This is a genomic window from Paracoccus sp. NFXS7, assembly GCF_040148865.1.
Lineage (GTDB): Bacteria > Pseudomonadota > Alphaproteobacteria > Rhodobacterales > Rhodobacteraceae > Paracoccus > Paracoccus marcusii.
The window spans coordinates 206,905-232,238 of sequence record NZ_JAKEKV010000006.1; the positions used below are offsets into that span (position 1 = coordinate 206,905).

A 25,334-nucleotide genomic window follows, 5' to 3' on the forward strand; every position below is an offset into this window, starting at 1 on the left:
CCTACCACGGGGTCACCTGGCGCAGCGCCTCGGCGATCAGGCGGCGGCCGTCCTGCCCTTCGCTGGCGGCCTTCCAGTTCGGGACCAGCCGGTGGGCCAAGGCATCGGGGGCCAGGGCCTGCACGTCCTCGGGCAGGCCGTGATCACGGCCCTGCAGCCAGGCGCGCGCGCGCACCGCCGCGGCCAGCGCCAGCGTCCCGCGCGGAGAAACCGGGTGTTCGACCGCCTCTGCCAGCACCCCGCCGGGCCGCGTCGCCAAAACCAGCCGGATAATGAAATCCTTGAGCACGGGGGCCAACGTCACCCCCGCGACCTGCAGGCGCGCGCGATCCAGGTCGGCGGCCGTCACCTGCGACAGCACGGCCGCCATGCTGCCCCGGCCCTCGGCCTCGACCAGGTCCAGGATGGCGCGTTCGTCCTCGGCGCCCGGCAGGTCCAGCCGCAGGTGCAGCAGAAAGCGGTCCATCTGCGCCTCGGGCAGCGGAAAGGTGCCCTCGTGCTCGATCGGGTTCTGGGTGGCCACGACCATGAAGGGATGCGGCAGGGGGCGTGTCACGCCGCCGGTGGTGACCTGCCCTTCGGCCATCGCCTCCAGCAGGGCCGACTGGACCTTGGGGGGCGCGCGGTTGATCTCGTCCACCAGGACGATGTTGTGAAAGACCGGGCCGGGCAGAAAGTCGAAGCCGCCGGTCTCGGGACGGAACACCTGGCTGCCGGTCAGATCCGACGGCAGCAGGTCGGGGGTGCACTGGATGCGCGCATGCTCGCCTGGCAGACGCGCCGCCAGCTGCTTGACCGCGCGCGTCTTGGCGATGCCTGGCGGCCCCTCCAGCAGGACATGGCCGCCGGTCAGGTACGCGATCAGCAGACGTTCGACCAGCCAGTCGTGGCCCACCAGCGTCCCCGCCACGTCGTCGGCCACGGCCCTGACACTGGCGCGGGCCAGATCGACATCAGCATGATCGTCCATGAGCGCCCCTCGGATTGCTTACAGATGGTGCAGCGGCTTTCCCATCATGGCCAGCCGGGCCGCGCCGCGCTGCCACCAAAGTCGGGCAGGCCCGCCAGCGCTGTGCGACGGCCCCGCCTCGCCACCGCAAGTGGAATCACGCCATTGTGGGGGGCGGAACGGGCCGCCGCAGCATCGATAACCGGGTGGATTCGGCATCTTCCCCTTGCCCTGCAGGCCCTGGCGCGGGATGGTGCACGGCGCGCAATCCAGCGCCCATCGCATACGGAGCGGACAGTGCCTGACGTCGGTCTGAGAGAGTGGTTCGCGGTCGGCCGCGCCATCGCAAGCGGCAGCCTGCTGCGCTATGACAGCGGGGCCAGCCGGACGGCCCTGTTCGAACGCGAGATGGCCGCCCAGACCGGCGCCGCACATGTGCTGGCCGTCAATTCGGGGACTAGCGCGCTGGTCGCGGCCCTGGCCGCCGCCGGGATCGGTCCGGGCGACGAGGTGCTGGTGCCGGCCTATACCTGGATGGCGACCGCCGCCGCGCCGGTGCAGGTCGGGGCCGTGCCGATCCTGGTCGACATCGACGAGACGCTGACCATGGACCCCGAGGACGTCCGGGCCAAGATCACCCCCTATACCCGCGCGATCATCCCCGTGCACATGGTCAACGCGCCCTGCGACATGGACGCGATCATGGCGATCGCCAAAGAACATGGCCTGATCGTCATCGAGGATTCGTCCCAGGCCGTGGGCATCCGATACAAGGACCGGCATTGCGGGGCGATCGGCGATCTGGGCGTCTTCAGCTTCAACCGCATGAAGAACATGAACATCGGCGAAGGCGGGGCCGTCCTGACCAGCGACGAACGCTATTTCATCCGCGCGCGCAGCTATCACGATCTGGGATCGATGGTACGCCAGCACGGCGACCGGCTGAACGAGCCCGAATTCGTCGGCATGAACATGAAGGTCACCGAGATGGACGGCGCCATGCTGCGCGTCCAGCTGAAGAAGGTGGTCCCCATGCTGCGCCGGATGCAGAAGCGCCGCGCCGTCCTGGCCGATATCTTGCAGCACAGCAGCGAATTCAGGGTCACCCCGCACAACGATCCCGCTTCGGCCGTCAGCCTGTCGATCCTGGCCCCGACCCGAGAGAAGGCGATCGAGCTGACCGGCCGCCGGGGCGTGCACAACCGCCTGCGCGACAGCTCCAAGCACCTGTACACCAACTGGGAGCCGATCCTGAACAAGCGGACCTTCCATCCCAAGATGAACCCCTGGGCCTGGGCCAAGCGCGACATCGAATACACACCCGACATGTGCGCCCGCACGCTGGAGATTCTGGACCGGACCTGCATCGTCACGCTTGGGATGCGCTATCCCACCCCGCTGATGGCGATGGTGGCCCGCAAGCTTGCGGGCCAGCGCTGATCAGCGGGCGGCCGCATGCGCCGCGGCGCGTGCGGTCAGCATCATCATCGTCAGGGTCGGGTTGTGGACATGCTGGCGCGGAAAGCACGCCCCGTCCGTGACATAAAGGCCCGGCACGTCCCAGCATTCGTTGTGCATGTCCACGACGGATGTCGCGGGGTCGGTTCCCATCCGCGCCGTGCCGCATTCATGCACGCTGGTGCCGCCGGGTGACAGGTCGGTGTTCAAGATCACGTCCGTCAGACCGATATCCGCCGACAGCTCGCGGATGATCTGCGCCTGACGGTCCGCCAGGGCGCGCTGTTCCGCCGAATGGCGGAAGCGGATCACCGGGACCGGGATGCCGTACCGGTCGGTCTGCGACGGCGACAGCGTCACCCGGTTCCACGGGTCGGGCAGCATCTCGGCGAACGAGACGATGTCGACGCGCGCGGCCCCGTCGGGACGGGGATGGACATGGATCTGCATGCTGATCGACGGATGCAGCGAGGGGTCGGGCGGAATGTGGATGCAGCGGCCGGGCTCGGCCTGTTCGGGCAGGACGTCGTCCGCTCCGTCGCGATATCCGGTTCCGCTCATGACCGCGTGGTCCATCAGGTGCCGGCCCAGGGCTGGCGATTCCGTCCCAATGCCCGCATCATCGCCCACCGACCGCGACAGCAGCAAAATGCGCGTGCTCTCGATCGCCGAGGCGCAGAGGAACACGACCGGCGCGTGGACGGTCCGGACCGCGCCCGTGCGGCCGTCGATCCACTCGACCCCGCTGACCGCGCCCGACGGATCCTTCAGGACGCGGCGCACCACGGCGCCGGCCTGGAACGCCATGCGGCCCGTGCCGGCCGCGATGTCCAGCCATGACAGGGGCGGCGCGAAATTCCCCAGCACCGGCCGCGCCCGCGGCCATCTGGACCGGATCGCGCCGATGATCGCCTGCTCGGACGGGGTGGGCTGCAGGACGCCGGCCAGGCGGCTGGTGTCCGGGCCGGGAACGGCCTGATCGCCGCCGCGCAGCTGCAGCTTGTCCTCGACCCATCCGTACCAGTCGGCGACATCCTCCAGCGCAAAGGGCCAGGCATTGTCGGCGCTGTTCGAGCCATCCGACTTCATGCCGGACAGACGATAGTACTGGCGCCCATGGCCGGGAACGGTCATGCGCCCCCCCGGCTGGCGGGCGCGGAACCACAGGAACTGGCTGCCATCCTCGGTCTGGTAGGGACAGTCGCGGTCGTCGACCAGCACGTTGGGGGCCATCGCCCAGGCAAAGCAACGCGACTGGACCGGCTGGCGAGCGCGGCCCAACAGTCGAAAGGCGCGTTCGCCAAAGCGGGCCAGGCTGGGCGGCATCCGGCTTTCGGCCCTGGTCCTGTCCAGGAACCGGGCCACGGCCGTCAGGGCCTTGGTCACGGGGTTGATGCGGCCGGGCCCGGCATCGCCGGCCTCTAGGACCGCCACGCGCATCCCCGCCTCGGCCAGCGCGGTGGCGGCGACGCCACCTGCCGCGCCAGAGCCCACGACGATCGCGTCAAACCGGCTGCCATCCGCGATGGATGCGTGCCTCCACGTTGCGGCGCCGGTCATGGTCTTGCCGATCGTTGAAGGTGATCCCAAAGGCCGGAGGCCGGCCACGATCGGGTGGGGGCGCCCATCGCGCTGTGCAGGGCGGACCGACGCAGATCGTCGAACGGAAAGGACGTGTGGAAAAGGAACTGGCTGAAATTCACCTGATCATCCTTGTGGTCGCAATATGCCACGGTCCTAGACGTTTCCAACGGGGCAGGTCGTCGACGTCCGTTCCGTCATGACAGACCGCATGCTCTTCGCCGACGTGACAAGGTTGCGCACCGGCAGGTCAGGGGAACAGCTCATTAAATACTCCATGCGTCAAAACGGGCATCATTCATCGTGCCGCACCGCACCGACCGGAAATTGAATCGTTCGCACGATAATATTGCGAAAAGCATACAGGTTCGGCATCGATTGCGGGAATAAGACATGTCCGTGACTGTGACAACAGTCCCGCGATCGACCGGCCTGCGCGCAAAAAAATTGCGCAGACAACCACAGCGGGCGTCGCGCGGTGCTAAGGTGCTGTAGTCTATTTGTATTATTAATTTCCCGCCGCAATCTCAAACGGTAAATTTATCCATTAACCACCGTCACAATACGTCAATATATATATATTGGCAGTTTCGGCCGTCATTTCGCAATCGAGCCGGGTCGCTTTGCATATATCAATCCGCAACATTCGGCGGGGCGGATTTTTCCGGAAGATTGAACAGGTCCATGAAGCGACGCAGGTCGCAAGCCGCGCCCCTACAGGTCACGCCGACCGTTTCAGGTGCGACCTTGCCATAGAACAGCGCGGCCATACGGGGTGCCGCATCCGCCTCGAAGACCAGATCGGCCGCGTCGGGAAGCCCGCGGGTGACATCCAGACACGCCTGTTCAAGACGCAGGCCGAAGGAGGAGCCGCCGATGGTGATCGCCACCGTCAGAGTCAGGCCCGCGGCCGCCTGGCGATCCAGCATGGTCCGCAGGGACATGATGAATGACGCCGCCGACAGGGGCAGCGTCGGGTCATGCAGCGGAGAGGCGGCAGCCCACCGCCCGATCTCCTGCAGGATGGGTTCGGCCGACCGGCCCCAAGGCGTCAGCTGATAGACCTGCGCGGGCACCGGGTCGGACAGGGTGATGCGGGCCAGGATGCCGCTGCGCTCCATCCCGGCCAGCCGTTCGGTCAGGATCTTGGCGCTGATGCCGGGCAGGTCCGCGCGCAGGTCGGTGAACCGGCGCGGCCCGAACATCAGTTCGCGCAGGATCAGCAGGGTCCAGCGTTCGCCCAGCAATTCCATGCCAAAGGCACTGCCGCAGGCATCGTCGTACCAGCGGCCATGGGCGGGTTCCGGCCTGATGGTTTCTTTTTGTAACTTCATGGTTGCCTCAGGTAACCAATCGCCCCCATCCTGTCAACTGCACAGGAGGAGCGAATCGATGACCCGGATGATCTTCGTCAACCTGCCCGTCACGGACGTGGCGCGGGCGACCGCCTTTTACGAGGCGATCGGCTTTACAAAGAACGAGGCCTTCTCGAACGAACAGGCCAGCGGAATGGTCTGGTCCGACGCCATCCACGTGATGCTGCTGGATCACACCTTCTACGCCACCTTCACCGACAAGCGCATCGTCGACGCCCGTACCCAGTCGGGCGTGCTTCTATGCCTGACCTTCGACAGCCGCGCGGCCGTCGACGACATCCACCGCCGCGCGCGCGAGGCGGGCGGGCACGACACGCGCCAGGTCGAGGACCAGGGCTTCATGTATGGCGGTGCCTTCGACGACCCCGACGGCCACGGATGGGAGACGGTGTGGATGGACCCCGCCGCGACGCGGGACGGCCCCCCCGAAATGCAGGATGCGGGGGGCCGCCATGCCGGTTGATCCCGCGGCCAAGATCACCATCACCGCCTTCGACTGGGTTCCGGATTTCGCCAGGGGCCAGGTCCGTGACCTGCGCGTCCGGTGGGCGCTGGAGGAGGTGGGCCAGCCCTATTCCGTGCGCCTGCTGTCCCAAGGCGCGCAGAAGCGGCCGCCGCACCGGGCGCGCCAGCCCTTCGGCCAGGTGCCGACGCTGGAGGACGGTGACCTGATCCTGTTCGAAAGCGGTGCGATCGTCTGGCACATTGCCGAACGCTTCCCCGGCCTGATGCCAGGCACGGCGGCGGCGCGGGCGATGCAGCTGGAATGGGCATTCGCCGCCCTGAACACGCTGGAACCGCCGTTCATGGACCACGCCATGGCCATGCTGTTCGAGGCCGACGCGCCCTGGTCCGCACCCCGCCTGCCCGCGGTCATGGCCCGCATCGACGAGCGCCTGCACGAGGCGTCGGACCGGCTTGGCACGGCGGACTGGTTCGGCGGCGAATTCGGGCCGGGCGATCTGCTGATGGTGTCGGTCCTGCGGATGGCGGACGGGATGCTGGACGACCACCCCAACCTGGCCGCCTATGTCGCACGCGGGACGGGGCGCGATGCGTTCGGCCGCGCCTTGGACGACCACATGGCCGGCTTCACCGGCGCCCCGCCTCCGGTCGGCCCGGAAGGGGCGCCGCCGGACGGGCCATGACCGCCCACTGTCGCACAAGCGCCATCAGAGTGTCGCAAGGCCGTCACCGACCGTGATCAAAGAGGACCCCGAACCAAAACGGGGGATTCCACGGTGCAAAGACTTGCCCTTCTGACGTCGGCCGTCGCGCTGGCCACGGCCATGCCTGCGATGGCTCAGACCACCTTCGACCGGATCGCGACATTCGCCACGCCCGACAACATGGCCGCGGCAGAGGACCGGTCGCGCCCGACCTCGGCCGAGATCATCTCGGCCTCCGAAGACGGCAACACGCTGGTCTATTCCGACAGCCCGCTTGGGGTGCTGGGCTTTCTGGACATCACCGACCCGGCCGCCCCCCTGCCCCTGGGCACCGTGCCGATGGACGGGGAACCCACCACTGCCGTGATCATCGACGACCGGGTGTATGTGGGCGTGGACACGTCGACCTCGTTCACCGAACCCTCGGGGCAGCTGCGGGTGCTGGACCTGAAGACCCGCGCGGTGCTGGCATCCTGCGACCTGGGCGGGCAGCCGGATGCGGTCGCCCGTACCGATGACGGCAGCTTTCTGGCCGTCGCGATCGAGAATCAGCGCGACGAGGACCTGAACGACGGTGCCCTGCCGCAGATGCCCGCGGGCCATGTGGTCACGCTGGCCGTCACCGACGGCACACTGGACTGCGACGGGCAGACCCGCATCGACCTGACCGGTCTGGCGGACATCGCCCCCGACGACCCCGAGCCGGAATATGTTGACATCAACGCTGCGGGAGAGATCGTCGTCACCCTGCAGGAAAACAACCATGTCGTCGTGATCGGCGCGGATGGCACCATCGCCGCGCATTTCAGCGCCGGCACGGTCAGCCTGGACGACATCGACACGCGCGACGACGGGGCGCTGACCTTTGACGGGGCGCTGACGGACGTTCCGCGCGAACCCGATGCGGTAAAGTGGATCGACGCCGACCATTTCGCCACCGCGAACGAGGGCGACTATCAGGGCGGATCGCGCGGATGGAGCATCTTTCACCGCGACGGCACGGTCGTCTACGACTCGGGCAGCAGCTTCGAACACGCGGTCATCCGGGCGGGCCACTATCCCGACAAGCGCTCGGACGCCAAGGGTGTCGAACCGGAATCGATCGAGGTCGCGACCTTTGACGGCATCCCGCATGTCTTCGTCGTCTCGGAACGCGGATCGCTGATCGGCGTCTACGATGTCAGCGACCTGGCGGCGCCGCGGCTGACGCAACTGCTGCCGTCGGGCATCAGCCCCGAAGGCATCGTGGCCCTGCCCGCCCGCGACCTGCTGGTCACCGCCAACGAGGCCGATCTGGGCGCAGAGGGCGGCGCGCGCGCCCACGTCATGCTGTTCGGCGCAACCGACGGTCCCCCCCGCTATCCGACGATCACCGCGGAGGGCGCGGACGGGCTGATCGGATGGGGCGCGCTGTCGGGCCTAGCCGCGGGTGATGCACCGGGCCAGCTGTTCGCCGTGTCGGACAGCGCCTATGGCGCGCAGCCCGCGATCCATGCCATCGACGCCACGCGGACACCCGCGCGGATCACCGCCAAGACGATCGTGACCCGCAATGGTGATCCGGCGCAGAAGCTGGACCTGGAGGGCATCACGCCCGACGGTCAGGGCGGCTTCTGGCTGGCGTCCGAGGGTCGCAGCGACCACCTGATCCCCCACGCCATCATCCATGTCGACGCCCAGGGCGAGATCCAGGAGGAGATCGGCCTGCCCGCCGAACTGCTGGCCCACGAGGACCGCTATGGGTTCGAGGGGATCGCCCGGCAGGGCGACCGCCTGTGGATGGCCGTCCAGCGCGAATGGGGCGACGACCCCGCCGGCCAGGTCAAGCTGGTCTCCTATGACCTGCTGACGCAGGACTGGGGCGCCGTCGCCTATCCGCTGGACCCTGCGGGCGACGGCTGGACGGGCCTTTCGGAAATCGCCATCGACGGTGACTGGGCCTATCTGATCGAACGCGACAACCTGATCGGCGACGCCGCCGTGCTCAAGGCGCTGTTCCGCGTGCCGCTGTCAGAGATGGTGCCCGCAGGGCTGGGCGCCCCCCTGCCCGTCGTGACCAAGGAGCTGGTCCGCGACCTGATCCCCGACCTCAAGGCGCAGAACGGCTATGTCCTGGACAAAGTCGAGGGGTTCGCAGTCGACGCGGCCGGTATGGGCTGGGTGGTCACCGACAATGACGGCACCGACGACAGTTCCGGCGAAACACTGTTCTGGTCCACAGGCCTGATGCGCGCCGCGCAATAGGCCGCGGTTCCACGGCCGCCGCTAGAACGGAACACCGTGCCCGGTCCGATCGGACTGGGCACAGTCGTGAGTGGCCCTTGACCGTCGGGTGATGCGGCTGGCACGCTCGCCCAAAACCGCTCCCGACATTCGCACGGCGATCCGGGAGGATGACGCGGGGGCATGAATCGGGCCATGCAGCCATCAGCTGCGCCGAACCGACGCGGGTCCGGATGCATCCCCCAGACCGGCCGCGCCCGATCAATCCGGCATTCCGACTCCCGGCGCGGCCTGCGCCGGCATTCTGGCACACGATGGCGGGACAGCCCGACATTAACGCCCGGTCAACCACGATCGGCAAAAAAGGCCTGCGTCGCGCGGGATGTTAACCTTGCAGAACATGCAAATCCCTAAGGGTCGGGAAAACCCTGCAGAAGGACATTCCCGTGATCACGTTCAGCATTCGGGGCGATCAGCTGATCGTCGATCCCGCCGTCGGCACCAACTCCTCTCAAGGCACGGCCACGGTGCAATGGGGTCGCCAGATGTGGGCCAAGGATCACCGGATCGAGATCACGGCCATCGACGACACGGGGACCGAGCTGACCGGCAGAAGCGGCATCACCGGGATGAAGGTCTTTGACGGGTCGGGCCGGCAGGTGGCGGAATACCGGCCCATGAACCCCGGCCAGACCGCCAATATCCAGGGCGACCTGTCGGGGCTGGGGGATCACTATGCCCGGATCAACACCTCGGTCATGCAGCCCGCGGCGGGGTCGCCCTGGATCGGGCCGATCATGATCACGAACGGCGACCGCTCCTTTGCCACGCTGCCGCAGACGTTCCAGGTCGGCAACGGCGCCTATGACATCGCACCCGCCCCGCAGCGACAGGCAGCGGCGCCCTGTTTCGGACCGGACGTGCAGGTCGACGTCGCCCGCGCCGGCGTGATCGCGGTTCGCGATGTCCGCGCGGGCGACGCGATCATGACGGCCGACGGACGCCAGCCGGTGCTGTGGACGGGCGCGCGGCACTGTTCCGGGCAGACCCCCCAGGATTGCCCCGTCGACCTGAACGGAGAGCTGTTCTCTCCGCTGCACCGGATCCTGTGGCGCGGGCGTTGGGCCAAGGCCAGGCACCTGGCCGAGGCCGGGCGCGCCATGGCGCGGCCCGATCATGGGCCCATCGACTATCACCACATCCTGCTGCCGGTGCATTCGGTCATCCTGACCGCGCGCAACCGGGTCGAAAGCCTGCTGATGACACCCTATTCCCTCGACCTGTGGAAGGACGCCCCTGCCCTGCGCAATCATGCAAGCGCGTCGACGCGCTTGCGCTATGAGGAATGGCGGCGGGGCGATCTGCTGCGCCACGAACGGCGCACAGGCGGATCGGGCGACGCGCGGCAGGACCACGACGCCCACGTCCCGGCGCATTAGGCACAACTATTCGCCATAGCCGCGCGACAGCACGGCATCGACATGCAGCAGCGCGTCCTCCAGCATGCATTGCCATGCGGGCCAGTCATGGCCCGCTTCGATCACGCGGAAACGGTGGCGGATGCCCGCATCGCGCAGGGCGACGTGCAGCTGGGCCGTGCCCTCGAAGAAGCTGTCATCCGACCCGGTCTGGACATGGATCGACGGGATGCGAGCCAGCCGGGCCGCATCCGCCGACGCGGCCATCGCTGCGGGCCGGAACGCGGCCCACCGGTCGGTCAGCCGCGCCGCACCCTCAAGATCCGGGCCCAGCAGGGTCGCGAAACGGTCGGCATAGTCACCCGGCGACAAGGCCAGCAGCTGGTCGTCCGTGCGCAGCGCCGGGCTGAGGGCGGCGGCCCCGGCGAACAGGTCGGGATGCTCTAGCCGATAGACCAGCGCGGCGAACCCGCCCATCGAAATGCCCATGACCGCCCGCCGTCCGGGCAGCACCGGGTGACGGGCCTCGATCCCCGGCATCGCGTCGTCCAGAAAGGCGGTCTGCCACCGGGCGGCCCCGTCCGCATCGTCCAGGAAATAGCTGGCCGGCCCGTCATCCGGCCGCCGACCGTCGGGCGCAACCGCGATCAAGGGCCTGATCCGCCCCTGGGCGATCAGCCGGTCCAGGACCTGGTCGATCCCCGCCAGGGTGAACCAGTCCGACGGCTGCCCCGTCCCGCCGCCATGCAGCAGGTACAGCACCGGATAGGCACGCGTGCCCCCTTCGCTGCCCGGCGGCAGGTAGATGTCGTAGGACAGCGCACGCCCCAGGACGGGGCTGAAGACCGTCTCTCCCATCCAGACGTCAGCCCGCGACACGGTGGGCGGGGCGATGGCCATCAGCAGGATCAGCAGGACAAGGCGGATGCGGGTCATCGGGCTCTCTCAGAAGGACAGATCGTAGGTCAGCGACAGGGTGCCGTCGCGCAGCCCGGCGCCGGGCCCGTCGCCCCGGTTCCAGGGAAACCGGTTGGCGGCGTAATTGCCATAGCCGATGCGCAGGCGGTCGGTCACCTTCCAGGTCGCGCTGTAGGTGTAATCAGGGTCCCACGGCCGTTGCACCCCCGACGCATAGGCATGGGCCGAAACGCCCAGGGACAGCCGCTCGGTCAGCCTGAGGCCACAGGACAGGACCAGCGCATCGCGGGTCGGATCGGGCAGCGTGACGCGCATCCGGCAATCGGCCCCCCGTCCCGCAGGCAGGGGGATGCGCGGCAGGGTCAGTTCGGCCCGCAGCCTGCCGTCCAGCAGGCCGCTCCAGGACCCGTCCATGCGGATGGGCCTGCTGGCATAGCTGAGCGACAGGCGGTCCGTCGCGCGCCAGGTCAGGGCATAGCTCAGGTCGGGGTTCCGCCCTGCCCCGCCGCGTCCGGTCACACCCAGGTTCAGCGTCACACGATCCGACAGCCTTGTTCGACCGCCCCTCGGTCAGGCCGCGCAGGACCTGGGTCTCGCGTGCGGTCAATTCGCCCACGGGGGCGTGGTCGTCCTGTTCCAGATAGCCGTAGGGCACGAAGATCTCTCCGGACGCGATGAAGGTCACGGCCGCGGCCAGCGACCGCGCGTTCATCGTCTTGGGCAGAAAGCCCCGCGCCCCCGCCGCCATTGCGTCCCGCGCCACGCTGCGCGAGGCGGTCCCCGACAGGATCGCGACGGGGCGCGGATCCATCAGGCCGCGGATCACGGCCAGTCCCGCCAGCCCGTCCATCCCCGGCATGTCGTAATCCAGCAGCGCCAGATCGAAGGGAACATCCCCCGCCTGCGCGATCGCCCGTTCCGCGCCGGCGACATCGCCGACCTCGACGACCTGGGCGTCGATCTGCGCGCCCAGATACAGGACCAGGGTCTCTCGGATCAGGTCATGGTCATCAGCCAGTAAAATTTTCACGACTTCACCTCTTACGCGGCAAGCCAGACATGCTAGCCTGTGTTGCCGGGGTCCGTGATACCCGATGATCGGAGTTCTTCGATCCGCCCGTATCCGCATGGCCCGCCCGTCTGCGCCAAAGGATACAACCGGACTATCCGTTCGTATAGCGTCCGATACGAATGATGTCGTGCGTGTCTGTGTCGTCCATGCGACATTTCCGACCATGATCGCCAGACTGCATCGGGATACCCTCATGGTTCGCACATTCCTCCACGGCACCCTTCTGTCCGCCGCCCTTGCCCTGGCCGGGCCGGCTCTGGCACAGGAGGCGGCCCTTCTCAGCGTCGACGGCCCGGACGGGTCGCGCAGCTATGGCCTGCCGGCGCTGCAGGCCCTGGGCGAGGCGCAGATCAGCACCTCGACCGTCTGGACCGAAGGGGTGCACGGATTCACCGGCGTCCCGCTGGCCCGCATCCTGGCGGATGCCGGCATCGCCACCGGCCCCGGCAGCACAGGAGAGGTGTCGGCGACCGCGATCAACGACTATGCCATCAGCATACCCCTGGCCGAGATCGGCCCGGACGTGCCCCTGGTGGCCTATCTGATGGACGACCGCGAGATGTCGGTTCGCGACAAGGGACCGCTGTGGATCGTCTATCCCTATGACGCCGACCGGCAGTACCAGACCGAGGTGATCTACTCCCGCAGCATCTGGCAGCTCAACCGTCTCAGCACCGCCCCGGTACCATGAGCGCCATCCGCACCCGGCTGCAGGTCGCGGTGGCCGTCCTGACGGTCTCGATCGCCGTGTGCGGGTTCGTGGTCTGGGTCGTCAGCGCGGATGCGCGGCGCCAGATCGATCAGCTTGCCACCGCGAATTCAGACAGCATCCAGTGGTCGCTGGCCCAGTCAGAGGTCGAGCTGCTGGCCCTGCTGGTCGCGGTCGGCGACGCCCGCGAGCAGCCCGGCGACCCCGCGATGCCGGCCGAGGTCAGGACGCGGTTCGACATCCTCTATTCCCGCATGCGGACGCTGACGACCGGACGCGTGTTCCAGACCCTGCGTCAGGACGACCCCGCCCGCCGCAGGCTGGACCAGACAGAGGCCGCGCTGGACGCCATCGTGCCGCTGATCGACGGGTCCGACGACCGGCTGCGCGACGCGCTGCCTACGCTGCAGGCCCGGGTTGCGGCCCTGCGCCCGGTGGTGCGGTCCGCGTCGCTGGAGGGGGTGCGGCTGTTTTCGGGGCAGTCCGACCGCCAGCGCGAACAGGTGTCCGCGGCCATGCACGACCTGGCCCTGCTTGTCGGGATGATGGTCGTGGCGGTGACGCTGGTGGTCGCGGCGCTCGCGGTCATGGCGGACCGCGCACGGCGCCAGGCGGCACGGATCGCCACGACGCACGCACGGCTGCGCACGGTGATCGCCACATCCCACGACGCCATCGTCGTGGCCGACACCGACGGCCGCATCCTGGATTTCAACGAATCCGCGCAGCGTATCTATGGCTATGGCGCGGAAGAGGCATTGGGCGTCGACATGCTGACCCTGATCGTCCCCGAGGCCGCCCGCGCCGAGGTGCGGGGGTTCCTGGCCGACATCTCCACACCGGCCACCGATCCGGGCCGTCCGGTCCGGGCGACGGCGATGCGCAAGTCCGGCGAGATCTTTCCCATCGAGGTCACCGTCGCCCGCGCGCCCAGCGAACGGGGGCCGGTCATGATCGCCTTCGTGCGCGACGTCACCCGCCAGGTGCAGGAGGCTGATGAGCTGATCCGCGCCCGCGACCGCGCCGTCGCCGGAGAGCGTGCCAAGGACGAGATGCTGACCGTCATGAGCCACGAGATGCGGACCCCCCTGAACGGCCTGCTGGGCACGCTGGACCTGCTGTCCGCCACCCCGCTGAACCCGCAGCAGCGCCGCTATGCCGAGGTCATGGCCCAATCGGGCGCCCTGCTGCTGGGGCATGTCAATTCGGTCCTGGACATCGCGCGGGCCGATGCGGGGGCCATGCGGCTGGAGCAGGTTGCCTTCGACCCGCACAGGCTGGTGCTAGACCTTCTGGAGGCGCTGCAGGCGCGGGCGCGGCAACGCGGGAACACGCTGTCGGCGCAGATGATCGGGGACGCAGCCTGCCCTGTCCTGGGCGATCCGGCGCGCCTGACGCAGATCCTGATGAACCTGATCGGCAATGCCATCAAGTTCACCGAAGGCGGCCGCATCACCGTCACCATCGACCGGCGACAGCGCGGTCTGGTCGAATTCCGCGTGCATGACACCGGCATCGGCATCGCCCCCGAGGATCACGCACGCATCTTCCAGGAGTTCGTGACCCTCGACCCGTCGTTCCGCCGCACGGTCGAGGGGACGGGCCTGGGCCTTGGCATCGTGCGCCGCCTGACCCGGCTGATGGACGGCGACATCCGCGTGGAGAGCGCGATCGGACAGGGCGCCTGCTTCATCCTGACAGTGCCGCTGGCCGACCAGCCGCTGCCGCCCCCGGTAACGACCCCCGCCCGCCCTGCGCTCCCCGCGCCCAGTCCCCGGCGCCGCGTGCTGGTGGTCGAGGACAACGAGGTTAACCGGATGGTCGTCCGCGACATGCTGCATGCCCGCAACAGCGACGTCGTCGAGGCCGTGGACGGGCAACAGGGCGTGGATGCCGCGCTGGCGCAGCGATTCGACTTGATCTTCATGGACATCAGCATGCCCCGCATGGACGGCATTACCGCCGCGACGCGGATCCGCGCGCAAGGCCCGAACGTCGCTACGCCGATCATCGCCCTGACGGCCCATGCCCGGCCCGCGGATCAGGACCGGTTCCAGGCGGCGGGCATGTCGGCCACGCTGACAAAGCCGCTGTCCTTCCAGGCCCTCGACCCCTTGCTGGATCGCGTCGCGACCATGCGCGGCGCGTCCCCGGCCAGGGACGCCGCCCGGCGCCATCTGGCCGGCAACATCGGGGCGGAGCATGCCGACAGGATGCTGAACCGCATTTTGTCTGAGTTCCACGACGGGCTGGCCCGGCTGGATGACCTGACGGCCGATCCGGCGACCCTGTCGGACGCGGCGCATCTGGCCCATCGGATGGCCGGGTCCGTGGCGCTGCTGGGCCTGTCCGAATTGCGCGATGCCCTGAGCGACCTTGAGAGCGGGCTGACGGCCGGCACGCTTGCGCGGCCCGACATCCTGAACCGGCTGGCGGCCATCGGCGCCATGTCCCCGTGATGCTGCTGCCCGCACCGGGGTTCGTTGGGGCCCCGCCGGACCCTGGGTCATCGCGTGCCGTCAGGGCCGCCGCCTCGCCCCTTGGCTTGGCTGGTCGGGACCGCGGGGGGGTGCACACTCGGCCTCCAGCACGCCGTACTTGGCCAGCCGCGAATACAGCGTCGTGGCCGCAACGCCCAGCAGGGCCGCGGCGCCGTCGCGGCCCGACACCATGCCGCCCGCCTCGCGCATGGCGTTCAGCACGGTGTCGCGGGCCAGGATGCGCATCTGGGCATCCGTCATCACCGCCCCGCCAGGATAGACCGGGGCGCATTCGTGGTGATCCTGTGCCATTCGGGCTGCGGAAAACAGACGATCACGAACATCCTGGCGGGCTTGGCGCAAACCACCTCCGGCGTCGTGACCATGGACGGGGCCGAGATTTCCGGCCCCAGCCTGGACCGCGGCGTGGTCTTCCAGAACTACGCGCTGCTGCCGTGGCTGACCGCGCTTGGCAATGTCCGCTTCGGGGTGCGCCCGCCATCCTGACCGGATGCGCGCACAGGTCGACGAGGTCGCGACCCGGTACCTGTCGATGGTCGGGCTGAGCGCGGAGGCGATCCACCGCAAGCCCAGCCAGCTGTCGGGCGGGATGCGCCAGCGCGTGTCCATCGCCCGCGCCTTTGCCAACCACCCCAAGCAGCTGCTCTTGGACGAGCCGTTCGGCGCGCTGGACGCGCTGACCCGCGGCACCATCCAGGACGAGCTGCTGAAGATCTGGGGCGGCACCAACCGGACCGTCTTCATGATCACCCATGACATCGACGAGGCGATCCTGCTGGCCGACCGCATCCTGCTGATGACGAACGGACCCTTTGCGCGGGCGGCGGAATCAGTCCAGATCACCATCCCGCGGCCACGCGCGCGCACCGACATCGCCGATCACCCGAGCTACTATCCGATCCGCAACCACCTGGTGCAATTCCTGGGCAGGCGGTCCGCGGAACTGGCCGGACAGGCCCCGCGCGGGGCGGCGCAACGCCCCGATCCGGTGCGCATCGACCTGACCGAACCGGTCCCGGCGCATCTGCGGGCCATCGGAGAATGACCCGCCCGCCGGTGCCGCCCTTCTCGCGCGAAAACGCGATCCACAAGGTCCGCATGGCCGAGGACGCGTGGAACGGCCGCGATCCGGCCCGCGTCGCACTGGCCTATACGCCCGACACCGTCTGGCGGAACCGGTCCGACTTCCTGCATGGCCACGACCAGGTGCAGGCGTTCTTGATCCGCAAGTGGCAGGCCGAACAGAGCTATCGCCTGATCAAGGCTTTGTGGTGCCACGCCCCCGACCGCATCGCGGTGCGGTTCTGTTATGAATGGCACGATGCCGCGGGCCGGTGGTTCCGGTCTCACGGCAACGAGAACTGCCGGTTCGACGCGGACGGCCTGATGACCGCGCGCCACGCCTCGATCAACGATGTCGCCATCGGCGATGCCGACCGCCTGTTCCGCTGGCCGCAAGGGCCGCGCCCTGCCGATCATCCTGGCCTGACTGACCTGGGCCTGTAACCCCCTTCACCCCAAGGAGACGACCATGAAAGACCAGATTGCCCACACCCTGACCGGCGAGGACGTGACCGCCCTGATCCTGGCCGCCAGAAAGGCCAAGGGCCTGTCCTGCGGGGGATCGCCCAGCGCATCGGCATGTCGCAGGTCTTCACGCATTCGGACTGCATGGGCATGAACGCCTTTCCCTTCGACAAGGCGCAGGAACTGGTCACGGCGCTGGACCTGCCCGCCGATGCGGCCGACCTGCTGTCCGCCCACCAAGATCTGGAGCCAGGCGGTGCCGACGGACCCCTGCCTCTATCGCCTGTACGAGATCGTGGGCGTCTATGGCCCCACCATCAAGGCGCTGATCGAGGAGAAGTTCGGCACCGGCATCATGTCTGCCATCGACTTCGAGATGTCCGTGACCCGATAGACCAACCCCAAGGGCGACCGCGTCGAGCTGAAGATGCCGGGCAAGTATCTGGCCTATAACGCCTGGTGACGGCCGCAGCCCGGGAGCCGGGGACTTTGGGACGCCCCGGACGGGGCCGCGGGCCCGATGCGGAGCCGTCCCTCAGTCCTGGTCCCGGGGCGTGTTGCCGATAGGGAACATGTCCTCGCCGTAATGGTGCAGCTTGACGTGATGGGTGCGGCACAGCCAGCGCACGGCCAGCGGCTGGTCATAGTGGTCGTGATGGGCATCGACCGTCTCTGCGCCGCAGACCTCGCAGGGCCGCTTTTGCAGCTGCCCCGAAGCCAGCGCCCGCTGTACCGCCAGATGGGCGCTGTATTTCAGCAGGTTGGCGCGGCGCCAGTTGGTCTGCCGCGTGTCGCTTTTCAGTGCAGGGGGCATGGGGCCCGCGGGATCGGGGGTCACCGACCCCTGATCGCCCTCATCCTGCTGTGGCACTGTCTGTCCCTGATCCATCGGGCCAGCATATGCCCGACCCGCGCAAAAGACAAAAGGTCGCTTGATGCGCATCGCCGGGCGCGGCGTCAGGCATCCGCCCCGGGCCCGAAATCCAGCGTGACTCGGGCGCGCGCGTCGGTCATCGCATAGCGCATCGCAATCCCGTGGGCCGCGGCCATGCGCGTCACGATGGCCAGGCCCAGCCCGGCACCCTGCGACCCCGCGCCCTTGTCGAAGGTCGCATGGCGAAAGGCCGCGCCCGGCCCGACCGCATTGCTGACCGTCAACGCCGGCCCCGCCGAAATCAGCACCCGCAGGTCCCCCGTCCCGTGGTCGACCGCGTTGCGCAACAGGTTGCGCAGGATCAGCGCCAGCGCGTCGGGATCGACGGCCACCGGGGCCTGCGTCATCTCTCCGTCGTCGAACATCACCGGCTGGCCGATGTCGTCGATGACCATCCGCGCCACGCGGATCAGGTCGCACGGGCCCGCGCCCATCGCCCCCGCCTCGGCCCGCGACAGCTGCAGCAGGCGTTCGACCAGGTGGCCCATGCGGGAAAGCGCGCCCGCCAACCGCCCCGCCGCCGCGTCGTCGGCCAGACCCGCCGCGATCAGCTGCGCCTGGCCGGACGCGGCGGCGATGGGCGTGCGCAACTCGTGCGCGGCGTTGGTGGCGAATTGGCGTTCCGCATCGATCCGGGCGCGGATCGTGTCCAGATAGCCGTTCAGCGCCTGCGGGATCGGGTCCAGTTCGATCGGCAGGTCCGGGGTCGCGACGGGGGACAGGTCCTGGGCCGACCGCCGGCGCAATTCGCCCGCGAAGCGCGTCGCGGGCCGCAGCGCCGACCCGACCGCCCCGCGGATCGCCAAGGGCGCGGCCAGCAGGACCGGCAGCATCAGCCCCACCAGCCAGGTCAGGCTTTCGCGCAGCTCGTCGCGGCGCCAGGCGGTGGTGTGGCCGACCTCGACGACCAGATCGCCCGCCGGATCGGCCAGGCGGAACACCCGCCAGCCGGGCAGGTCCTGGCCGCCATCGGCGGTGACCGGCGCCCAGGGCGCGTCGGTCACCGCCACGCCCCCGTCAATGATGCGGATCGCGCTGTCGCCCGGGGCCAGTGTCCCGACCTGACCCGCGCCACGGTACAGCGACAGCGACAGGCGGGCCGATGCCTCCAGGCTGTCATCCATCAGCTCGGACATCTCGTGAGAGATCACCGTCGCGGCCAGCGCCACCCCCGCCAGCCACGCGGCGCAGGCCCCCAGCACGACCCGGCGCACCAGCCTGCCGCGCAGGGACCAGGGCCGCGTCACGGGATCAGGTATCCCAGGCCGCGCCGCGTCTGGATCGCATCGGCCCCCAGCTTGCCCCGCAGCCGCGAGACATAGACTTCGACCGCGTTCCCCTCGATGGCGTCGTCGAAGGCATAGAGGCGATCCTCCAGCACCTGCTTGGACAGCACCCTGCCCCGCGCGGATAGCAGTGCGTCGAACAGCGCCCATTCGCGCGAGGTCAGCCGGATCTCGGCCTCGCCCTTGAACAGGCGGGCTCCGGCGCGGTCCACCCGCAGCCCGCCAAGCCTGCTTTCCGTCGCCGGATCGCCCGATGCGCGGCGGGCATTGGCGCGCAGACGCGCCTCGATCTCGGCCAGGTCATAGGGTTTGACGACGTAATCGTCCGCGCCCGCATCCAGCCCGGCGATGCGTTCGGTGATCTGGTCGCGCGCGGTGGCGATGATCACCGGCACGCGGTTGCCGCGATGGCGCTGCTCGCGCAGCAGCACCAGCCCGGACCCGTCCGGCAGCGCCAGGTCCAGCAGGATCGCGTCGAAGCCCGCAACCTCCAAGGCCGCGCGCGCGGTGTCCAGGTCCGGCGCATGATCGACCGCATGACCCTGCGCCCGCAAGTACCGGACCAGCGCATCGGCGATATCGGCCTCGTCTTCGATCAGCAGCACACGCATCCGATTTCCCTTCGTTCCGCCAAGACATGGCGGGACGGGGGGCCCGGATCAACGGAAAAGAGCGCCTCACGGCGTCGTGATGATGGCATCGCTGTCTGTAAGCCTGCTGCAAGCTTTGCCCGTCAGATCAGGGGCACGAACCACGCAAAGGCCCCACCATGCATGCACTGCGCCACCTGTCCGACCACGCCATGCACATGCAGATCCTGCAGCCCCTGGACCCCGGCTGGCAGGCCGCGGCCCTGATGATCGAAGGCCATTTCCATGACGCCTTCGACGCCCGCGTGACCCTGCCCGCGGTCCCCCTGGCGGTGGCGCGGTCGGCCTCGGGCGCGGTGATGGGGGCGGCGGGCCTGCGCGATGCGGCGGCGGGGTTCTTTTCACAGGTCTATCTGGACCGGCCGGTAGCGCAGCTGCTGTCCGAACGCAGCGGCCGTGCGGTTCACGACGACGACATCCTGGAGGTCGTGTCGATGGCCTGCCCCCGCCCCATCGCCACCCTGCCCCTGATCGAGGCCATCGCCGCCGAGGGCCGCCTGCAGGGCAAAAGCTGGGGCCTGTTCACGGCCACGACCGCCCTGGTCGCGATGCTGCAGCGGACCGGCGTGCCGCTGCTGGCGCTGGCACCGGCGCGGGCGGAATGCCTGCCCGATGCGGCCTGCTGGGGCCGCTACTACGACACGAACCCCTGGGTCTGCGCGCTGGCCGAACGGTCCGAACCGCTGCGCTTCATGCCCCGCCCCTCCCGCAGCTTCAGCAAGGTTTCCCCCTGATGATCCCGATCTTCGACGCCCTCGCCCGCCACGCCCGGCAGCAGCCTGATGCCATTGCATTCCGTGACGGTGACCGCACGATCAGCTGGGCGGGCCTTGCCCGTGCCGTCGGTCATGCGGCCGCCGGTTTCGCGGGCGGGCCCCGAACCGTCGGTCTGCGCCTTGTCGGGCTGGACTATGTCATCGCCGATCTGGCCGCGACTTTGGCCGGGTGCCGCGTGGTGCCGGTGCCGGGCTTCTTTTCCGCCGGGCAGATCGATCACCTGCTGGCCGATTCCGGCGCCACGCTGATCGACCGCCTGCCGCGACCCGACGCCACGATGCCGCTGGCCTATGCCGGGGGGGCGGACCGGGTGATCTATACCTCCGGGACGACGGGGCGGCCCAAGGGCGTGGTGCTGGGCGACCGCCAGCTGACCGCCCAGACCCGCGCATTGGCGGCGGCCATCGGGGCCACGCCCCAGGACCGCTATCTGTCCGTCCTGCCCCAGGCGCAGCTTCTGGAACAGATCTGCGGCATCTTCGTGCCGGTGCTGATCGGCGCCGAAACCGTCATCGCGGCCGAGGGCGCGGCCTGCCTGTTCACCGGCGACGGAACCGCCCTGGCGCGCGCGGCCGCAACCTGCCACCCGACCGTGACCGTGCTGGCCCCGCGCCAGCTGACGCTGTGGGTCGCGGCCCTGCGGCAGGGCGCGCGCGCGCCGGACAGCCTGCGCTATATCGCGGTCGGGGGTGCGCCGGTCTCTCCGGTCCTTCTGGCCGAGGCCCGCGCCCTGGGCCTGCCGGTGGCCGAGGGCTATGGCCTGTCCGAGGCGTCATCGGTCGTGGCCATGACGCCCGCAGGCGGCACCGCGATGCTGCCCCTGGACGGCGTGGACCTGCGCATCGAGGATGGAGAGATCGTGGTCGACGGCCCCGCCGTTATGTCAGGCTATCTTGGCCATGCACCCCATCGCGGACCGTGGCGGACCGGCGATCTGGGCCAGCTGACGAATGGGCGGCTGACGGTGCTGGGGCGGCGCGACGCGATGATCCTGCGCGCCTCGGGGCGCAACATCGCGCCCGAATGGGTCGAGGCCGCGGCCATAGCCGATCCGGCCATCCCGGCGGCTGCCCTGATCCTGACCGGGGACGATCGGCTGATGCTGGTCCTGGCCGCCACGGGCAGCCCCGACATGGCGGCGCTGACGGCGCGGCTGGCCGCCCTGCCCGACTATGCCCGCCCCGACACGCTGGTCTTTGCCGACCCGCGCGAGGCCGGGCTGATCCGCGCCTCGGGCACCGCCGATCGGCAGGTGGCCGCGCGCATCGCCCGCTGCCCAGGGGCGCTGCTGGTGCCGCTGCCCGCTCCTGCGCCGGCAAAAGCAGGGGTGGCGGCATGAGGGTCCTGATCACGGGGGCCGGGTCGGGCATCGGGCGGGCGCTGGCCATCCAGGCCGACCGCCAGGGCCACGGCCTGATCCTGGTCGGCCGCCGCGCAGGCCCTCTGGAACAGACCGCGGCGGGACTGCGCGATGCGCTTGTCCTGCCCGCGGATGTCACCACCCCCGACGGCCGCGCCAGCATCGCGCAGGCGGTGGCAATGACCGGTCTGGACATCCTGATCAACAATGCGGGCATGGTGCCCTCGGGCGCCGCCGACACCGCCGACGACGCGCAGATCGCGGCCACGCTGGCGCTGAACCTGGCCGCGCCCATGGCGCTGACCCGCGACCTGCTGGGACCGCTGACGGCCAGCCGGGGGCAGGTCGTGAACGTGGGCTCGGTCTTTGGCGACATCGGATTTCCGTACTTCGCCCTCTATTCCGCGTCCAAGTTCGCGCTGCGGGGCTGGTCGGACGCGCTGCGGCGCGAACTGGCCCCGCGCGGCATCGCCGTCACCTATCTGGCGCCGCGCGCGACGCGCACCGATGCGGCGCAGGGGTTTGACGCGCTGATCGGGCCGATGGCGATGACCCTGGACAGCCCGGACGCCGTCGCGGCCCATGCCTGGCGCGCCATCGCCGCGCGCCGGCGCGAACAGATGCCCGCCTCGCGCGAGCGGCTGTTCGTGGCCCTGCAACGCCTGCGCCCCGGCCTGATCGACCGGGCGCTGATGCGCCTGGCCCGCGACCCGGCGGTCATCGCCGCCGCGACCCTTCCCAAGTGATGAGGATCCCCATGAGGTACAATATCCTGCGCCACCGCGACCATCCGGGCGGCCTGACCGATCCGGGCCTGCTGGCCACCATCCGCGAGGACCTGGCCCGTGACGGCTGGACGCTGCTGCGCGGCTTTCAGCCCGACATGGAGGCGTTCTCGGGCGTGGTGACGACGCTCTGCCGCCGCGTGACCTTCGATCCGGCGCGCAGCCATACCACGGACACGACGCAGATGGTCGATGCGGGGCTGGGCCCCATCGGCCTGCATATCGAGAACGGCAACACGCCCCGCTGCCCCGACATCGTGACCTTCTTCGCGCAAACCGCCGCCTTCGAGGGGTCGCAGACCACCATCTGCGACGGGCGCGCGGTCTGGGACCGGTTCGACGATGCGCTCAAGGCCCGCTGGTCGCAGCGCATGACCGTCGAACGCGTCCTGCCCGAGGCGCTGTGGAAGCGCTATCTTGCGAACGAACACCCCGCCATCTCGGACCCGGCGCAGGTCACGATGGAACACGTCCTGCAGTTCAAGGCGGCGATCCCGAATCAGGACTTTGCCCTGCACCCGGACGGCTCGCTGACCTATCGCCTGACGCTGGACCCGGTGCGCCCCTCGGCCCTGGGCGGAGAGACGCGCGGCTTTGCCAATGCCGTCCTGGGTCCGTCGCACAACTATCAGCCGCCGCGCTATGCCATGGCCGACGGGACCGCGGTGACCCTGGACGAGATCGAGCAGATCCGCGCCCTAGCCGAGGAGGTCACGCACGAGATCAACTGGCAGGACGGCGACATCGCCATCCTGGACAACACCCGCGTCATGCATGGCCGCCGCGCCATCGCGGATGCGAACCGCAACCTGTTCATCGGCATGGGAACGATCTGACATGAAAACCCGCATGACCCGCCTTCTGTCGCTGCTGACCGCACTGGCCCTGGCGCCTGCCGCGATGGCATCCCCCGGCGCCAGCGTCCCCGCATCGGGGCGCCTGGCCTTCGACGTGATCCGCAAGGACCGCGACATCGGCGACTATGTCGTAACTTTCCGCGGATCGGGCGACGACCTCACCGTGGACATCGCCACCGACGTCAAGGTCAAGGTCCCGGTGATCGGCGTCGCCGCCTATCGCTTTTCCCAGACCAGCACCGAGACCTGGCGCGGCGGCCAGCTGGCCGGCCTGGCCTCGCGCACGGATGACAACGGCACGCCGCATGACATCCGGGTCGGTGCGACCTCGCTGATCCCGGCCAGCCTGTGGAACGCCGACATGGTGCGGTCATCGGCGGTGCTGAACACCATCGACGGCAGCACCGACCCGATCAGCGTCAGCAACCTGGGCACAGAAAACGTGGCCACCGGGTCGGGCACGGTCGCCGCCACGCATTACGCGCTGCGCGGCGGGCTGAACCGCGACCTGTGGTATGCGGGTGCGACGCTGGTCCATGTCCGATTTGCGGCCGAGGACGGATCGCAAGTCGACTACGTCCTGCGCTAGCCCCTGCCCCCGGCCCGCCATACACGCGGGCCGGGCACCTTTCGCGCCCCTTGCGCGTTGCATGGATGAACCCGCTGCATCCCTGGTGCGCCTGTCCGCTTTGGTCGTGCCCGAAACCCCGACGACAGGACCCGCATGACCCCCTGGACCGAAGACGATCGACCCCGGCTGCTGTCCATCGCCACCGCCGTCCCGCCCAACCTGCTGCGCCAGGACGATATCGTGACGGAATCGCGCGCCTTGCTGCAATCGCGCTTCTCTCAGTTCGACCGGCTTGCCCCGGCGTTCCAGAACGCCGGCATCGACACGCGGCATTCCGTCGTGCCGCTGGACTGGTTCCGGCAGCCGCATGGCTGGGTCGACCGCACCCGCGCCTATGCCGAAGGGGCCGCGGCGCTGTTTCGCGACGCGGCCGGGCTGGCGCTGGACCAGGCGGGGCTGCGGGCGGATCAGGTGGACATCATCGTCACCGTATCCTCGACCGGGATCGTGACGCCGACGCTGGAGGCGCTGACCGCGCGCGACCTGGGCTTTCGCGCCGACGCGATGCGCGTGCCGGTCTTTGGCCTGGGCTGCGCGGGGGGCGTGTCGGGTCTGTCCATCGCCGCCGACCTGGCGACCGCCCGCCCCGGCGCCGTGGTCCTGATGGTCGCGGTCGAGACCTGCACCGTCCTCTTTCGCCTGGACCGGCTGGCCAAGGCCGACATCATCGCCACCGCCCTGTTCGGCGACGGGGCCGCGGCGGTCGTGCTGCGCGCGGGCCACGCGGCCGACGATGCGCGCCCCCGGATCGGACGGGGCCGCCAGCACATGTGGCCCGACACCCTGGGCATCATGGGCTGGACGGTCGAGGAAACCGGTCTGGGCGTCATCTTCGACCGATCGATCCCCAGCTTTGCCGAGGCGGAATTGCGGCCGGCGCTGGACGGCCTGATCCCGGATCATCCGGTCGACCGCCACGTCTGCCACCCGGGCGGCGCAAAGGTCATCACCGCGCTGGAGACCACGCTGTCCCTGCCGGAGGGGTCGCTGGACGTCGAACGCCGGGTTCTGGCGCAGAACGGCAACATGTCCGCCCCGACCGTCCTGTTCGTCCTGGAACAGGTGCTGCGCGCGGGCACGCGCGGATCACTGCTGGCCATGGCGCTTGGGCCGGGCTTCACGCTGTCGGTCTTGCCGATCACGGTGCAGTAGG

The 25,334-nt window shown here is 69.2% G+C and carries 27 protein-coding genes and 1 pseudogene; 18 read left to right on the forward strand and 10 right to left on the reverse strand.

The features are described 5' to 3' along the window. Position 1: 1 nt before the first annotated feature. Entirely contained in the window at positions 2–970 is a 969-nt protein-coding gene (locus LZ686_RS12050; protein ID WP_295168821.1) for an AAA family ATPase, read from the reverse strand. Between the two features lie 276 nt (positions 971–1,246). Between LZ686_RS12050 and LZ686_RS12055 the strand changes: the two genes are divergently transcribed. Continuing rightward, positions 1,247–2,389 (forward strand): DegT/DnrJ/EryC1/StrS family aminotransferase, encoded by a 1,143-nt coding sequence (locus tag LZ686_RS12055; protein WP_349547941.1) that lies wholly within the window; start codon positions 1,247–1,249, stop codon positions 2,387–2,389. Here the strand turns inward: LZ686_RS12055 and LZ686_RS12060 are convergent, their stop codons facing one another. Next, positions 2,390–3,967 (reverse strand): GMC oxidoreductase, encoded by a 1,578-nt coding sequence (locus LZ686_RS12060; RefSeq protein WP_349547942.1) that lies wholly within the window; start codon positions 3,965–3,967, stop codon positions 2,390–2,392. 653 nt (positions 3,968–4,620) lie between these two features. Then, positions 4,621–5,322 carry a winged helix-turn-helix transcriptional regulator gene (locus LZ686_RS12065; RefSeq protein ID WP_349547943.1) on the reverse strand — a complete coding sequence of 234 codons (702 nt, stop codon included), beginning with the start codon at positions 5,320–5,322 and terminating at the stop codon, positions 4,621–4,623. Between the two features lie 58 nt (positions 5,323–5,380). Here LZ686_RS12065 and LZ686_RS12070 point away from each other — a divergent pair, with 58 nt between their 5' ends. The 4 genes from LZ686_RS12070 to LZ686_RS12085 all read left to right on the forward strand — a co-directional run bounded on the left by LZ686_RS12070 (position 5,381) and on the right by LZ686_RS12085 (position 10,195). Then, the gene (locus LZ686_RS12070; protein ID WP_349547944.1) at positions 5,381–5,827 is read left to right on the forward strand and encodes a VOC family protein; all 447 of its coding nucleotides are present in this window, start codon (positions 5,381–5,383) and stop codon (positions 5,825–5,827) included. Next, positions 5,817–6,512 (forward strand): glutathione S-transferase family protein, encoded by a 696-nt coding sequence (locus LZ686_RS12075; RefSeq protein WP_349547945.1) that lies wholly within the window; start codon positions 5,817–5,819, stop codon positions 6,510–6,512. Before LZ686_RS12070 ends, LZ686_RS12075 begins: the two co-directional genes overlap by 11 nt. Before the next feature lie 141 nt (positions 6,513–6,653). Beyond that, entirely contained in the window at positions 6,654–8,777 is a 2,124-nt protein-coding gene (locus LZ686_RS12080; RefSeq protein WP_349547978.1) for an esterase-like activity of phytase family protein, read from the forward strand. A 425-nt stretch (positions 8,778–9,202) separates the two neighbouring features. Then, the gene (locus LZ686_RS12085; protein WP_349547946.1) at positions 9,203–10,195 is read left to right on the forward strand and encodes a Hint domain-containing protein; all 993 of its coding nucleotides are present in this window, start codon (positions 9,203–9,205) and stop codon (positions 10,193–10,195) included. Positions 10,196–10,201: 6 nt separating this feature from the next. On the opposite strand, the gene LZ686_RS12090 is transcribed toward LZ686_RS12085, so the two are convergent. The 3 genes and pseudogenes from LZ686_RS12090 to LZ686_RS18835 all read right to left on the reverse strand — a co-directional run. Further along, a complete protein-coding gene (locus LZ686_RS12090; RefSeq protein WP_349547947.1) occupies positions 10,202–11,110 on the reverse strand; it encodes an alpha/beta hydrolase in 909 nt (302 codons plus the stop codon). A 9-nt stretch (positions 11,111–11,119) separates the two neighbouring features. After that, positions 11,120–11,629, reverse strand: a complete 510-nt coding sequence (locus LZ686_RS12095) for a hypothetical protein (protein WP_349547948.1) — start codon at positions 11,627–11,629, stop codon at positions 11,120–11,122. A gap of 205 nt (positions 11,630–11,834) precedes the next feature. Beyond that, positions 11,835–12,359, reverse strand: a pseudogene (locus LZ686_RS18835) (response regulator); the annotation flags it as partial. Here LZ686_RS18835 and LZ686_RS12105 point away from each other — a divergent pair. Together LZ686_RS12105 and LZ686_RS12110 are read left to right on the forward strand one after the other, a co-directional pair. After that, complete coding sequence (locus tag LZ686_RS12105) at positions 12,358–12,855, forward strand: putative pterin-binding protein (protein ID WP_349547950.1); 498 nt, start codon at positions 12,358–12,360, stop codon at positions 12,853–12,855. The pseudogene LZ686_RS18835 and the gene LZ686_RS12105 overlap by 2 nt on opposite strands. Beyond that, positions 12,852–15,332 carry a hybrid sensor histidine kinase/response regulator gene (locus LZ686_RS12110; RefSeq protein WP_349547951.1) on the forward strand — a complete coding sequence of 827 codons (2,481 nt, stop codon included), beginning with the start codon at positions 12,852–12,854 and terminating at the stop codon, positions 15,330–15,332. The genes LZ686_RS12105 and LZ686_RS12110 overlap by 4 nt, the downstream gene beginning before the upstream one ends. 60 nt (positions 15,333–15,392) lie before the next feature. Here the strand turns inward: LZ686_RS12110 and LZ686_RS12115 are convergent, their stop codons facing one another. Beyond that, complete coding sequence (locus LZ686_RS12115; RefSeq protein WP_349547952.1) at positions 15,393–15,614, reverse strand: hypothetical protein; 222 nt, start codon at positions 15,612–15,614, stop codon at positions 15,393–15,395. A 33-nt stretch (positions 15,615–15,647) separates the two neighbouring features. Between LZ686_RS12115 and LZ686_RS12120 the strand changes: the two genes are divergently transcribed. Genes LZ686_RS12120 through LZ686_RS12140 form a run of 5 tightly spaced genes read left to right on the forward strand, consistent with a single transcriptional unit; the run spans position 15,648 to position 17,295 of the window. After that, positions 15,648–15,860 (forward strand): ATP-binding cassette domain-containing protein, encoded by a 213-nt coding sequence (locus tag LZ686_RS12120; RefSeq protein WP_349547953.1) that lies wholly within the window; start codon positions 15,648–15,650, stop codon positions 15,858–15,860. Positions 15,861–15,864: 4 nt separating this feature from the next. After that, positions 15,865–16,419, forward strand: coding sequence for an ABC transporter ATP-binding protein (locus tag LZ686_RS12125; RefSeq protein WP_349547954.1), 555 nt, complete (start codon positions 15,865–15,867; stop codon positions 16,417–16,419). Then, positions 16,416–16,880: a nuclear transport factor 2 family protein gene (locus LZ686_RS12130; protein ID WP_349547955.1), complete on the forward strand. Its 465-nt coding sequence runs from the start codon at positions 16,416–16,418 to the stop codon at positions 16,878–16,880. Before LZ686_RS12125 ends, LZ686_RS12130 begins: the two co-directional genes overlap by 4 nt. A gap of 25 nt (positions 16,881–16,905) precedes the next feature. Continuing rightward, positions 16,906–17,055 carry a hypothetical protein gene (locus tag LZ686_RS12135; protein WP_349547956.1) on the forward strand — a complete coding sequence of 50 codons (150 nt, stop codon included), beginning with the start codon at positions 16,906–16,908 and terminating at the stop codon, positions 17,053–17,055. Positions 17,056–17,112: 57 nt separating this feature from the next. Then, positions 17,113–17,295: a cyanase gene (locus LZ686_RS12140; RefSeq protein WP_349547957.1), complete on the forward strand. Its 183-nt coding sequence runs from the start codon at positions 17,113–17,115 to the stop codon at positions 17,293–17,295. Positions 17,296–17,436: 141 nt separating this feature from the next. Here the strand turns inward: LZ686_RS12140 and LZ686_RS12145 are convergent, their stop codons facing one another. The 3 genes from LZ686_RS12145 to LZ686_RS12155 all read right to left on the reverse strand — a co-directional run bounded on the left by LZ686_RS12145 (position 17,437) and on the right by LZ686_RS12155 (position 19,732). Further along, positions 17,437–17,772, reverse strand: coding sequence for a hypothetical protein (locus tag LZ686_RS12145; protein ID WP_349547958.1), 336 nt, complete (start codon positions 17,770–17,772; stop codon positions 17,437–17,439). An 86-nt stretch (positions 17,773–17,858) separates the two neighbouring features. Next, positions 17,859–19,082, reverse strand: coding sequence for a sensor histidine kinase (locus tag LZ686_RS12150; RefSeq protein ID WP_349547959.1), 1,224 nt, complete (start codon positions 19,080–19,082; stop codon positions 17,859–17,861). After that, positions 19,079–19,732: a response regulator transcription factor gene (locus LZ686_RS12155; RefSeq protein ID WP_045984055.1), complete on the reverse strand. Its 654-nt coding sequence runs from the start codon at positions 19,730–19,732 to the stop codon at positions 19,079–19,081. The genes LZ686_RS12150 and LZ686_RS12155 overlap by 4 nt, the downstream gene beginning before the upstream one ends. A 158-nt stretch (positions 19,733–19,890) precedes the next feature. Here LZ686_RS12155 and LZ686_RS12160 point away from each other — a divergent pair, with 158 nt between their 5' ends. From LZ686_RS12160 to LZ686_RS12185, 6 genes are all read left to right on the forward strand, one after another. Next, entirely contained in the window at positions 19,891–20,505 is a 615-nt protein-coding gene (locus LZ686_RS12160) for a thermostable hemolysin (RefSeq protein ID WP_349547960.1), read from the forward strand. Next, positions 20,505–21,887, forward strand: a complete 1,383-nt coding sequence (locus LZ686_RS12165) for an AMP-binding protein (RefSeq protein WP_349547961.1) — start codon at positions 20,505–20,507, stop codon at positions 21,885–21,887. The genes LZ686_RS12160 and LZ686_RS12165 overlap by 1 nt, the downstream gene beginning before the upstream one ends. Further along, complete coding sequence (locus tag LZ686_RS12170; protein ID WP_349547962.1) at positions 21,884–22,654, forward strand: SDR family NAD(P)-dependent oxidoreductase; 771 nt, start codon at positions 21,884–21,886, stop codon at positions 22,652–22,654. The genes LZ686_RS12165 and LZ686_RS12170 overlap by 4 nt, the downstream gene beginning before the upstream one ends. An 11-nt stretch (positions 22,655–22,665) precedes the next feature. After that, on the forward strand, positions 22,666–23,529 hold the full coding sequence (locus tag LZ686_RS12175) for a TauD/TfdA family dioxygenase (protein ID WP_349547963.1): 864 nt from the start codon (positions 22,666–22,668) through the stop codon (positions 23,527–23,529). Between the two features lie 13 nt (positions 23,530–23,542). Further along, entirely contained in the window at positions 23,543–24,139 is a 597-nt protein-coding gene (locus tag LZ686_RS12180) for a DUF6134 family protein (protein WP_347918285.1), read from the forward strand. Positions 24,140–24,274: 135 nt separating this feature from the next. Continuing rightward, positions 24,275–25,333: a type III polyketide synthase gene (locus LZ686_RS12185; protein ID WP_349547964.1), complete on the forward strand. Its 1,059-nt coding sequence runs from the start codon at positions 24,275–24,277 to the stop codon at positions 25,331–25,333. The last annotated feature ends 1 nt before the right edge of the window (position 25,334 follow it).